This window comes from Clostridium sp. NSJ-49 (assembly GCF_014287725.1).
GTDB lineage: Bacteria > Bacillota > Clostridia > Clostridiales > Clostridiaceae > Clostridium > Clostridium disporicum_B.
On sequence record NZ_JACOOP010000027.1, the window covers coordinates 1 to 12248 of the forward strand.

The 12248-nt window shown below is 29.1% G+C and carries 12 protein-coding genes; all 12 read right to left on the minus strand.

The genetic code is table 11. The annotated features are described in order from the left end of the window. Positions 1-445 precede the first annotated feature (445 nt). The 12 genes from H8S10_RS10595 to H8S10_RS10650 all read right to left on the minus strand — a co-directional run bounded on the left by H8S10_RS10595 (position 446) and on the right by H8S10_RS10650 (position 12247). Positions 446-1774, minus strand: a complete 1329-nt coding sequence (locus tag H8S10_RS10595; RefSeq protein WP_186838842.1) for a VWA-like domain-containing protein — start codon at positions 1772-1774, stop codon at positions 446-448. 10 nt (positions 1775-1784) lie between these two features. Further along, positions 1785-2870: an AAA family ATPase gene (locus H8S10_RS10600; RefSeq protein WP_186838843.1), complete on the minus strand. Its 1086-nt coding sequence runs from the start codon at positions 2868-2870 to the stop codon at positions 1785-1787. A 24-nt stretch (positions 2871-2894) separates the two neighbouring features. After that, positions 2895-3668, minus strand: a complete 774-nt coding sequence (locus tag H8S10_RS10605) for a hypothetical protein (protein ID WP_186838844.1) — start codon at positions 3666-3668, stop codon at positions 2895-2897. Between the two features lie 269 nt (positions 3669-3937). After that, positions 3938-5032 carry a MupG family TIM beta-alpha barrel fold protein gene (locus H8S10_RS10610; RefSeq protein WP_186838845.1) on the minus strand — a complete coding sequence of 365 codons (1095 nt, stop codon included), beginning with the start codon at positions 5030-5032 and terminating at the stop codon, positions 3938-3940. 318 nt (positions 5033-5350) lie between these two features. Continuing rightward, complete coding sequence (locus tag H8S10_RS10615; protein ID WP_186838846.1) at positions 5351-6310, minus strand: BadF/BadG/BcrA/BcrD ATPase family protein; 960 nt, start codon at positions 6308-6310, stop codon at positions 5351-5353. Between the two features lie 10 nt (positions 6311-6320). Then, on the minus strand, positions 6321-7415 hold the full coding sequence (locus H8S10_RS10620; RefSeq protein ID WP_186838847.1) for a MupG family TIM beta-alpha barrel fold protein: 1095 nt from the start codon (positions 7413-7415) through the stop codon (positions 6321-6323). A gap of 168 nt (positions 7416-7583) precedes the next feature. After that, a complete protein-coding gene (locus H8S10_RS10625; RefSeq protein ID WP_032120025.1) occupies positions 7584-7892 on the minus strand; it encodes a PTS sugar transporter subunit IIB in 309 nt (102 codons plus the stop codon). A 144-nt stretch (positions 7893-8036) separates the two neighbouring features. Next, positions 8037-8753 (minus strand): alpha/beta hydrolase-fold protein, encoded by a 717-nt coding sequence (locus H8S10_RS10630; protein ID WP_186838848.1) that lies wholly within the window; start codon positions 8751-8753, stop codon positions 8037-8039. Between the two features lie 83 nt (positions 8754-8836). After that, positions 8837-10114, minus strand: coding sequence for a PTS sugar transporter subunit IIC (locus tag H8S10_RS10635; RefSeq protein ID WP_032120027.1), 1278 nt, complete (start codon positions 10112-10114; stop codon positions 8837-8839). Positions 10115-10276: 162 nt separating this feature from the next. Next, positions 10277-10648: a hypothetical protein gene (locus H8S10_RS10640; RefSeq protein ID WP_186838849.1), complete on the minus strand. Its 372-nt coding sequence runs from the start codon at positions 10646-10648 to the stop codon at positions 10277-10279. Next, complete coding sequence (gene anmK, locus H8S10_RS10645; RefSeq protein WP_186838850.1) at positions 10641-11801, minus strand: anhydro-N-acetylmuramic acid kinase AnmK; 1161 nt, start codon at positions 11799-11801, stop codon at positions 10641-10643. Before anmK ends, H8S10_RS10640 begins: the two co-directional genes overlap by 8 nt. A 116-nt stretch (positions 11802-11917) precedes the next feature. Further along, on the minus strand, positions 11918-12247 hold the full coding sequence (locus H8S10_RS10650; protein ID WP_032120030.1) for a PTS lactose/cellobiose transporter subunit IIA: 330 nt from the start codon (positions 12245-12247) through the stop codon (positions 11918-11920). Position 12248 lies beyond the last annotated feature (1 nt).

The window sequence follows — 12248 nt, forward strand, 5'->3', positions numbered from 1 at the left end:
CAATTTTATTGTAGGTTTGTTTACCATACAATAAAAAATTCAAACTTATATAATTTTCAAAGAGCGAGCAATTCTATGAAAAATCAAGCTATTTTTTCATATCAACTTAACAGATTCTGGTAATTATATCATAATTGTTAACTTCGAGAAAGAGTTAAATAAATTACAACTTAATTTAGCATTGCAAATAAAGGAAAGTGAGAGGCAATTTGGTTGAAGGTGGGCTGTGCAAAGGGGAAAATCAGTTAAAGCTGAAAGGAAAATATCACTGACGTAACAGAGAAACCATTGCCAACAGCAATAGAGAAAATATATATATATTGCTACTTTCACTGCAATGACACTAGCATTTTCTCTTTAACATAGTTACCTTTCCATATACGATAGTAGTATTTCCCCTTCGACACAGTCGACTTTTCACCTGTGAATTTCACTCATATTTTATTTAGTTGTATTTACATACATGTATTTCATCTACTGTGCTTCTTAGCATATCAAGTCCGCTGCTCCCACCTGTACCTTCTACAGTATCTTTACTTATTCTCTTTATCTGTCCATAGGATTTAGTTAGAGATAATTCTTCTTTACCTGTTAATACCCAAATTGTATTTTTATTTATTGGTCTTATTTCTAATTCTTTTTCCCCCACACCATCAGTAAAGTAAATTAATATTACATTTCTCATATTATTAGATTTAATGTACTTAAATACTGGAGAAAACTTTGTAGATCCGTTATTACTTTTCCTCTTTTTAATATCTTTAATAGAATTAATTTTATATATTCTTCTTATCTCATCATCACATTCTATAACAGTAATTATATTACCTCTTGATTTTGAAATTTCTAAAATTTCTATCATAATCTTATTTATTTCTTCATCAGTCATTGAAGCACTTATATCTATAGCCACTAATATTTCCGGTATATTATTAGGTAGCTCTCCCTTAAGGTCAAGTCTATCTGGCTGTCTTCTATTTCTTCTAGTTATACTCTTTTTTGCTCCTGCTCTAAGAGACGGAATCATTTTTTTTAATAACTTCTGCCACGATATTTCAGCTTTTTCTTCGTAGCCTAGTATAATTTGTCCTATTTCATCTGGAGCTTTTCCATTATAAGAGTTCGTTGCTACAGTTTTTGCTAAGTTTCTACTTATTTCCTGGGAAATTGATGATTGCCACCATAAATCATGTGCATTTTTTATATTTATCTCACTTTTATCTTTTGTATCTATCTTTAAAGGTTCTTTCTTGTCATTTATAGCTTTATGAAGTATCTCTGCATAATACTCGCAACTCATATTTTCTTTTAAGTCTAAATTATATTTCATATTTATATTATGAATTCTTGTATATTCCATAGGAATATTTTTTATAAATTGATTTATAGAAATATCTAAAGCTATATTAACAGCTAACTTATCATATCTTTGTCTTAAATCTCTTTCACGCTCATAATGATTAAACATAATATGATATATTTCATGTTTTATTAAAGCCTTCATTTCACTTTTATTATATGATAAAAAACTTTTAGGATTAAAACTCATTTTAAATCCATCGGTTACAGGTATTGTTACAATTGGCCATTCAATAGTAAAATCAACATTCCTCTTTGTCTGAACCATAAAAGAACCAAAAAAAGCATCTTCATTTTCCATCATTTCAATAACTAATACTTCTATTAAACTCAAAAATTTCTTATCAAAATCAGATTTAGTATTTAACTCTATACAATCTTTAATAAGCTCAGCTTTAAATGCATCATAGTTCATAATAATCCCTCTATTCGTAGATGTCGAAGAAAGCTTCTATAAATGTATCTTGTCTTAAAATTTCTTTATATAATCCACCATTATAATCTTCTTTTATATCCTTCATAACACCTAATCTTAAATCTTTAGGATAGCACATTAAAACTTCTCCTAATAACTTAATCTTATCTCTATTTTCTTCTTCATTTAATAATTGCACTAATCTCTTTGCTAACATATATAGTCTTGAATGATTTTCTTTTTGAATAATTTCCTTAATTTCATATGGTATAAAATCATAATCTAGAAGCTTTTCTGCTTTTATAAGTGGACTATTAAAGTTTCTAGCAAACCCAATAAAGTCTGTAGCTATTCCTCCACCTACATTACCTTTTACTACATTAAAAATAATAGATTCACTGTACTTATCTTTATTATTTTTGTACATTTTAAATGCTTTCGATACTCTCTCCCAGCTTCTAGGAGTTGGTTTTATATTTTCATTTGCATAAGGCATATGAAGATAATTTGGAAATTGTGATATAAACTCTATTACCTCTTCTTCAATATCAGCTTCATCAGTCATAGCCCACTTAATCCACTCTTTGCTATCTGAATCTACTTCAACCCATACAAATCTATCTTCTTGAGCCGCATCCATATCAATAACTTGGTAATCACTATTTTCAAAGTTATCATACTTATTTGATGGATTCATTGCTGCAATTATTTTTACTGATGAATCAAGCCTGTATCCATTTATTTCTCTGTTTAAAATTAAATTCATTAACTCTTGTTGAACTGCATGCTCACATCTATTTAATTCATCTATAAATAATATTACACCATTATATTTAGTATCTTCTAATAAAGACGATACTTCTGTCAACTTATAATGTGTAGCATATTCAGTTCTTCCATTATTAACAAATGGAAGTCCACCAATTTCTCCTTCTTTTAAAAGATTAGCATCTATATTTACTATAGCTAAGTTATTATTCTTAGCTATTTGTCTTACCATAGAAGTTTTACCTATACCACTTTCCCCTATTATTAGTGGAACATCATCAGTCATTGTTACTAATTCAATAGTATTCATCGCTTCTGTAAAATTCATATCTATCTGCTCCTTATTTACTTACTAAAGCCCTAATTTATAATCTATTAATATCATCTTTGCATTTTTACTTCCGTAGTTTTTAACAAAGTCTACCTTATCCATCTCTAAAACTTCTAACTCCAAGAAGTCTCTCATATATTTATTATCTATATCATCTTTACATATTTTTTCTTTTATAATTTCTAATATTGTATCTATATCTATTGAATCATAAACATACTTTACTATATTGATGTTATCACCGATAAATATCTTTAAATCATCAAAATCATAGTTCATAATATAATTTATTGATTCTTCATCTATTTTTATAGCACATCTTCTAGCTTCTAATGTAGGATTATCTATAAATCTTATAGCCCCCCAATATTTTTCTATAGCTCTTATTTGAACCTCTTCACTTGGATTCTTTATGTATTTTATTGCATCAAAATCTTTTTCTACTGCTAAAAGCTTAATCTCTTCTGATGGATTCTCTATAAATTGAATAGCCCATCCCTTAGATTTAACAGCTTCTCTCATAATATTATCATTTAAATTCTTTACATATTTTATAGAGTTCCATAAAAGCTGAACTGCTAATATTGCTAATTCCTCCGATAAATATTCTATATGTTCTATACATAATGGATTATTTAAAATTGCTTCTCTTTTAACATCTTCTGATGGATTATTTATAAACCTTATAACCATCCCATTTCTTTTTACCGCTTCAATTTGCTCATCCTTTGTAGGATTTTCAATATTTCTTATATATAGTGGATCATTATATAACTTTTTAATATTATTACTCATAACTTCACCTTCAAAATCTTAATATATAAACTATTATATATTATCTAATAATTATTATCAATTATAATTAAGTGTTTACTTAACCAAAATATGCATTCCACGTAGAGAAATGTTTTGCTTTGCAAAAAATAAAAATATGCCTTCGGCATAGATACTTCTATCTACCGAAGGCATACTCCTTTGTAGCTTTAGCTACACATCTCTCTTGATTTTGCCAATATTTATCTTAACGTAGTCAACATTTCTCCTACTAGCTTTGCTAGTAATAATTACTTTGCTTCTTTAAAACTAAACTTTTGCCAAGGCTTAATATAATCTAAGATAAATATCTCTTCTTCTCTTATATGTCCAACTACATTTGTTTTTCCGCTGTTAACCATATCTCTTAAAGCTATTTGAAGCTCTCCTGCATAATGACCATATTCACTACTTTCTATTATTACATCTCCTCTTCTTATTATTTCCGGAGCATTAAATAATGCAAAATAATGACCTTTATATTTAACACGACTTTGTGTTGATCTTAAGAAATTATCTGAATAGTCTCCTCTATGATAATGCATTTCTTCAAAAAGGATTTTTCTTTCTATTTCTGGTGTGTTTTCATTTAATATAATATCAAATGTTACCATGTCTTTTCTCATAGATCCTAAAGCTTCTAATTCTTGATCTGTAGGATAGCAATTAGAAATTATAATATCATTTATATTATCTAAAGCAATTAGATGCTTAGCCTGAACATCTACTGGTAAATTACGATGCATCTCTAAAGTTGGTAATCCATCAGTTACAGGCCATGGTCCAAATGTATTATCATTTTGACTTGTTATAAATGCTGCTGTTTTTAAGCCATATTTATTAAACTTTTCTGTACATCTCATAAAGTGTTCAAAATTTAATCCACTATAATTATGAGGATAGAAGTTATGACAAGCTATTAGCTTTTCTTTATTAGGCATATAATCCATTATTGTATCAATATAATGTGTGTAGTTACTCATATTAATTTCAATCTTTAGTCCTTCAGGATTAAATGTCATTATTGATTCTTGTGACCCACCAAAACCTTCATCTAATCTTACTCCATCAGCTCCTATTTCTTTAAAGAAGCTTAAGTCGTCATAGCTTATTCCTAACTTACTAAATACAGCTGGACTTACATCAACTATTATTTCAAAGCCTTTACTTTTTGCATATTCGTTAGTATTTTTAAACTTTTTAACTATCTCTTCCCTACTTTCATCTACTGATAGAAGACAAGAAAATATTCTAGAAAAACCATTTTCAGCAGCTTTATCTATATATCTTAAAATTTCCTCTTCTGTTGACTTCTCTTGATAAATAGAAATTCCTAATTTACCCATAATCACTACTCCCAACTTTAATTTCTTATATTATGATTCCCTATTTAAATAAAATTTATTTTAAAGTTCATCTTATTAACATATATACATTATATTATATATGTATATACATTCTAACTCAATATAATCTTTCATTACTTAATCTATTTTTTTATACCTTAACCTTATTATCTTTATCATTTTATCTTTGCTAGACTTCCCTAAAATTTAAGTAAATATCTCTTCTTAGTAAATAAAAAATATACCTATAGTAATTAATATCTATCTTCTACTAGATAAACATTTACTATAGGTATATTATAACAATTGGCTATTTTATTATTTATCGTATTGGCTCATTCTCTTAATAACTGTTTCAGTATATCCACTTCCACTTTCAATATAAGCTAATAGACACGCGCCTAAATGCGGTGGTAGTACCGGTGGTATAAGCCTCACGTTATACTCTTTTAATTCACTTCTTATCGGCTCTAAAACAAGCTCTCCAGACTTAAATACTCCTCCAGTATATGAAAGTAAAACTTCTTCATCCTTATTAAAGTTTTTTAAAAGAACTTTTGCAATTTCAGCTAATTCTTCTCCTGCTTCTTTAAATATATTTATAGCATTTTCATCACCCTTTAAAGCAGCCACTGAACAAATATATGCAAGCTTTGCAATTTCTCCTCTATCATTTTTAATTTCATCATTTAAAAAAGTAATTATTTTATTCTCATCTTCCAACTTAAGTTCCGTCATAAACATATCATAAAGAGCGCCTTTTTTAAATCTTCCATCACACTCTTTGCTAAATGCTTGAATTGCTTTTTTTCCGATCCAAAAAGCTGATCCTTCATCTCCTATAGAAGCTCCCCAGCCTCCACATCTGTTTATTTTATCACAATTTATAGAAAGTCCAATAGAACCCGTTCCTGAAATTATATTAATTCCGTCTCTCCCACTTAGTGCACCTGCTATAGCTACTCTAATATCACTATCTACAGTATAAGATAATTCATCAAAAACTTTTTTTGCAGCATTCTCTATTTTAGGTTTAGCTTCTTCAACTTTACCGTACCCTGCTAATCCTAAAAATGAATGTTTAATTTCTTCCTTTTTAATATTAGCTCCATATACTATTTCGCTTAATCCTTCTCTTAATAGAACTTCTAAATTTTCGAAACCTATTTGATTAAAATGACAAGTTCCTTTAGTCGTTGAATATACAATCTCTCCGTTTTTATTTATTAGAGTGAAGGTAGTTTTTGTACCTCCACCATCAACCCCTAAAAAATACATATTTATCTCCTTATTTAGCTTCTTTAAAGCTGAATTTTTGCCATGGCTTAATATAATCTAAAATGAAAATCTCTTCTTCTCTTACACGTCCAATTACATTTGATTTTCCGCTATTAATCATATCATTTAAAGCTATTTGAACCTCACCTGCATAATGGCCATACTCACTACTTTCAATTATTATATCCCCCTTTTTTATTATTTCTGGAGCATTAAATAAAGCAAAGTTATGTCCTTTATACTTAACACGGCTTTGTGTAGATCTTAAGAAGTTATCTGATACATCTCCTCTATTAAAATGCATTTCTTCAAAAAGAATCTTTCTTTCTACTTCTGGAGTATTTTCATTTACTACAACATCAAAAGTAACCATATCTTTTCTCATAGACCCTAAAGCATTTAACTCATCATCTGTTGGATAACAGTTAGAAATTATAATATCATTTATATTCCCTAAAGCTATCAGATGTTTAGCTTGAACATCTATTGGTAAATTTCTATGTAATTCTAACGTTGGTAGTCCATCTGTTACTGGCCATGGTCCAAATGTAACTTTATTTTGACTTGTTATAAATGCTGCAGTTCTTAATCCATATTTACTGAAATTCTCTGTACATTTCATAAAGTGATCAAAATTTAATCCACTATAATTATGAGGATAGAAGTTATGACAAGCTATTAAATTTTCTTTGTTTGGCATATAATCCATTATTGTATCTATATAACGAGTATTATTACTCATGTTTATTTCAATTTTTAGTCCTTCAGGATTAAATGTCATTAATGATTCTTCTGAACCGGTGAACCCCATATCTAATCTTAATCCATCAGCACCTATTTCTTTAAAAAAGCTTAAGTCTTTATAGCTAATTCCTAAGTCATTAAATACCTTTGGGCTTACATCTACTATAATTTCAAATCCCTTTGACTTTGCATATTCATTAGTAGCTTTAAACTTTTCAACTATTACTTCTTTACTTTCTTCAACTGATAAAAGGCAGGAGAATATTCTTGAAAATCCATTTTCTGCTGCCTTATCTATATAATTTTTAATTTCTTGCTCTGTTGATTTTTCTTGATAAATCGATATTCCTAACTTTCCCATTTTAAATCTCCTCTTTAAAATTAAATCTTTCAAAATTAACTTATATCTTCTAAGTTAATTTTAACTTTGATTTTTTTAGTAACTTAATTTTATCTTGTATATCTATAATCTATATAAATAAAGTGATGAATTTAAATTCATCACTTTATTTATGCTTAATAGTATTAATTACTTACCAAGTAATTCATTAACTTGTTTAAGTAGCTTTGGTCCACCTAGTGGGCTATAAGCTTGAGGTTGAATTAAAGCACATGGAACTCCTGCGTTTCCTGCTGCTTCCTTTAAATAGTCAAATCTATGTCTAATTTGTGGCGCAACCATTGATACGTCCCATCCATTTTTAACTTCTTGTTCGAATTCTTGAGTACTTACAGCAAGAACTTCCATTTCTATTCCGTTCTTCTCTGCTTCTTTCTTTAATGCATTTACAGCTATTGCACTTGACATTCCTTGTGAACAAACAAATAATACTTTCATTTTAACTCCTCCTAGGTTGTCCTGTTTTGAAACCATTTTCAACTTACTTAAATTATAATATTATCTTTTTACTTTTGCAATAGATTTTGAGTTTTTTTTTATATTTTTATTCGATTTTGCTGAAATTTTATTTCACAACTGTTTTCAAATTACATTTTTATTAAAAATAACCTCGAATCCTGTTCTTATTCCTTCTTCTACTACCTTGCTATCATGATTTCCATTTATAAAGAAATATTTTATATCTATATTATTATCTTCGCAATAATCAACAAACTTATAACAATTAGATACCTCCACTATTTCATCTTGCAATCCGTGAATTACAATATAATTATTCTTACTCAAGTTCTCTTCATTTCTAAACCAACTATTATTCATCCATATTTCTTCATTAAACGGCCTTCCAAAAGCACACATCTTTCTAACACTACAATCATCAGGTGGTACTGGATTCCAAATTGCTGGTGAAATTAATATTGTATTTTCAAATATATTAGGATATTTTAACGATAGTCTTAATGCTCCAAACGCCCCCATAGATACTCCACCTAAATTAAGGCTTCTAATATTAGTATTTTCTCTTAAAAAAGGAATAAGATCATTTATTATCGCATTCTCCACTTTATCTAAATAATATGAGTTAAACCCATTAGGTAATACTATTATCTTATCCTCATATTTTTTCATTATTTCTTCTAAGGGAACTCTATCTACTAATGTTCTATTATTCCCATTAGTTCCATGTAGTAATATTACAACATCATACTCCTTTTCATTATCATAATGATTAGGATAATATGCTGTAAAGCACCAATCCATTTCTAATGCGCTTGAATATATAAAATTAGTTGTAACCATAATTTAGACCCCTTTACTCTTTCAATTTTTATTATTTTATATATAAAAAAGAGGACTCACTCGTCCCCTTTTAATTATAACGTTTAAGCTACTTGACTTTCTTCTCCTTGTTCTTCAGCTAATAATTTCTTATCGTACATCTTGAAGAATGGATAGTATACTAAAACTGATACAAATATTAGAACAAATCCTAATATTGCAGCTTGCCAGCTACCACCAGTTGCCATGAATGCAAATAATGGTGCAGGTAATGTCCATGGTGCAGCTATGTACATTGCTGGTACTAGCCCAAAGTTAGTTGCTGCCCAAGCTATTATAATATTAATTATTGGAGCTAATATAAATGGTATTATTAGTATTGGATTTAATACTATTGGCGCACCAAACATGATTGGCTCATTTATGTTAAATATTGCTGGTATTACTGTAGTTTTACCTAACATCTTACCATATTGTGATTTAGCTCTTAATGCTAAAAGTATTGCTAGTCCTAATGTTGCACCTGCTCCACCTATCATAACAAATCCTTGGAAGAATTGTTCTGGGAATATGTGTGGTGCTGCTTGCCCTGCTGCAACTGCAGCTGAATTGTTATCTAATAATGTTAACCATAATGGTCTTGCTAATGATCCTACTATACTCATTCCGTGGATACCGAATGACCAGAAGAATCCAATTAATGTTGAAATAAATATTGCTGATGGTAATGTATCTGTAGCACTTACTAATGGTGATACTAACTTACCTATAATTCCATGCCAATCAATTCCTAAGAAGTATGTAAATACCGCAAAGAATATTATTATAATTGCTGCTGGTGTTAAAGCTTCAAAACTTCTTGATACTGAGGCTGGAACTTGATCTGGCATTTTTATTACTATATTTTTTGTTTTAGTGAATCTTAAAACTTCAACTGCAAATATAGAAGATAAAATTGCAACGAACATTCCGCCACCACCAAGGTTAGCCATAGGCATTGCCCATCCCATACCTTCAACAGTTTGTGGAACTAATGTTAATAAGAATGATGTAGCTGCTAAAGTACCTCCAGTAACTCCATCAAGATTATAAGATCTAGATAAGCTATATCCTATTCCCCATGCTGCATATAAAGACATTATGTACATTGTCATTCTATATGGTAAAAGTATTGTTCCTGAGTTTGCACTTAACCAAGTTTTAATAGCAGTTCCTTCTGGGAATGGGAATAAAGCTATTATTAAGAATAAACTTCCCACTATTATAAGTGGTAAAGTTGAAATTATACCGTCTCTTACAGCTCTTAAGTGACGTTGTTCGGCTAATTTAGCCATTGGTGTAGAAAGCTTTTCATCTAAAAATGTGCTTAACTTTTCTAACATCTTTTGTTTCCCCCTTATTTATATATATTTTTTATAAATTTGTTTTTGTGAAATTGTTTTCTTTGTTCTACAAATTTATTTTATCATCTTCTGAAATTGTTTGCAATATTTTTTTGGAATTTTTATTATTTTTTTGAAATATTATTTCTAAACTTTTTTAAGTTATATATATACACTCATAGTTAGCCATAGGAACCCTATTATAAAAAATGATACAGCAAATATTAAATACGTATACCAGAACCTTTTGCAAAATCCCTTTTTACTTTCAATGAAGTATCTTGAATATGCCACTGAGAAACTTGTAATAATAGTATTAGCTACTATAGCGGCCATTTCGAAATTAATACCAACATATTGTAAAAGGAATGGTATTAAAATCGTTGATACTACAGCTGCAATTACTATTAATATCGCACTTTTAAAACAAAAAGTAGGTATATCATAATCAGTTTTAGTCTTTCTCATGTCTCCCACTGGCATCTTAAATCCTGCATTAGTTACTTTTTCATTTGTTACTTTCTTTTTACTCATTTTTATCTCTCCTAATTGGACTTGGTGTTATATTCCCAAGAATAACTTTTTCTTTAGCTCCAGTAGCACTTGGTACATTAGAAAAACTTGAATGTAACGTCTCATTTCCTAATATAACAAAAGCTACAGCTTCTTTTGCATCAGATGAAAATCCTATATCATCTTGAGTTACTATCGTTATATTAGGTAGTTCTTCTCTTAAATATGCTAATAAAGTTTTATTATGGGCACCACCACCGCCAATAACAACTTTATTTAATTTAATTTTATCTAATATAAATTTTTTATAATTTTCAGCAATAGATTTCGCTGTAAACATTGTCACTGTCGATAATATGTCTTCCGAATTTCTTTTAGAATACTTTTTTAATACTTTATCTACAAATTGCTGACCAAAATCCTCCCTACCAGTAGTTTTTGGAGGAATAGAAGAAATATACGGATGAGACATTAAATCCTCAAGCATATCTGTTTGAATCTTACCAGTAGCTGCAATTTTACCATCTGCATCATAAGCTAAATTGAATAATCTTGAACAAACTTCATCTATTATCATATTTCCAGGACCAGTATCAAAGGCAAATATTCTATCTATATCGCCTCCTTTAGGGATAACTGTAACATTTCCTATTCCCCCAATGTTTTGTAAAGCTACATTTTCCTCATTACTTCCATAAATAACATATTCACTATATGGTACTAGTGGAGCGCCTTCTCCTCCCGATGCCATATCCATCACTCTGAAATTAGAAATAACTCTAATACCTGTTTCATAAGCAATTACTGCTGGTTCTCCAATTTGTAATGTAGAAGATACTAGGTTACCTTTATTTTTAGGTAAATGATATATAGTTTGTCCATGTGATGCTATAAAATCAAGTTTTTCTATATCCATACCTACTTTTTCACATACTTTTTTTGTTGCATTAGCAAATAAATAGCCTAATTTAAAATTTAAGCTACATATTAAATCTACTGATGACTTTTCTTCTGAGCAAGCTGCTTTAATTTCTTCCTTTACATCTAAAGGTAAAGATAAAGTCATAAATTCTATCAAGTTAACTTTAGTATTTTTTCCTTGTCCATCGATTTCTACTAATGCTACATCTATTCCATCTAAAGACGTTCCAGACATTAATCCTACTGCAAACATAATTCCCCTCCTATAAGTTTATTAGAAAACCTAATTTTCCACTAATTAACACTTTGTTTTCTATATATAAAAAGGATTGCATTAAACAATCCTTTTTAATTCATTCAAAATATATCTTATAAATTAGCTAATTTATCATTTATAAATTTGTACATTCTAATCATTTGTTCAATTAAATTTCTAGCTTCTATAGCTGTCATTAAGTGGTCTTGAGCATGAACGAAAAGAACTGAAACTTCTGTATGTTCTCCTCTAGCTTCTGCTTGGATTATATCTGTTTGAACTTTATGAGCTTGATTTAAACATTCATCTGCTTCCTTTAATAATCTATCAGCTTCTTCAAAATCTCCATTCTCAGCTGCTTTTAAAGCTTCATAAGCTAATCCCTTAGCAGTTCCACCTGTGCTTATTATTTCAAAAATTATTAATTCCATTTGTTCTGTCATT

Coding starts and splice junctions, on each gene's coding strand:
- H8S10_RS10640 (WP_186838849.1), bottom strand. CDS start 10,648: ATGAGTAAAAAGAAAGTAACAAATGAAAAAGTAACTAATGCAGGATTT.
- H8S10_RS10630 (WP_186838848.1), bottom strand. CDS start 8,753: ATGGTTACAACTAATTTTATATATTCAAGCGCATTAGAAATGGATTGG.
- H8S10_RS10650 (WP_032120030.1), bottom strand. CDS start 12,247: ATGACAGAACAAATGGAATTAATAATTTTTGAAATAATAAGCACAGGT.
- anmK (WP_186838850.1), bottom strand. CDS start 11,801: ATGTTTGCAGTAGGATTAATGTCTGGAACGTCTTTAGATGGAATAGAT.
- H8S10_RS10600 (WP_186838843.1), bottom strand. CDS start 2,870: ATGAATTTTACAGAAGCGATGAATACTATTGAATTAGTAACAATGACT.
- H8S10_RS10620 (WP_186838847.1), bottom strand. CDS start 7,415: ATGGGAAAGTTAGGAATATCGATTTATCAAGAAAAATCAACAGAGCAA.
- H8S10_RS10610 (WP_186838845.1), bottom strand. CDS start 5,032: ATGGGTAAATTAGGAATTTCTATTTATCAAGAGAAGTCAACAGAAGAG.
- H8S10_RS10615 (WP_186838846.1), bottom strand. CDS start 6,310: ATGTATTTTTTAGGGGTTGATGGTGGAGGTACAAAAACTACCTTCACT.
- H8S10_RS10625 (WP_032120025.1), bottom strand. CDS start 7,892: ATGAAAGTATTATTTGTTTGTTCACAAGGAATGTCAAGTGCAATAGCT.
- H8S10_RS10635 (WP_032120027.1), bottom strand. CDS start 10,114: ATGTTAGAAAAGTTAAGCACATTTTTAGATGAAAAGCTTTCTACACCA.
- H8S10_RS10605 (WP_186838844.1), bottom strand. CDS start 3,668: ATGAGTAATAATATTAAAAAGTTATATAATGATCCACTATATATAAGA.
- H8S10_RS10595 (WP_186838842.1), bottom strand. CDS start 1,774: ATGAACTATGATGCATTTAAAGCTGAGCTTATTAAAGATTGTATAGAG.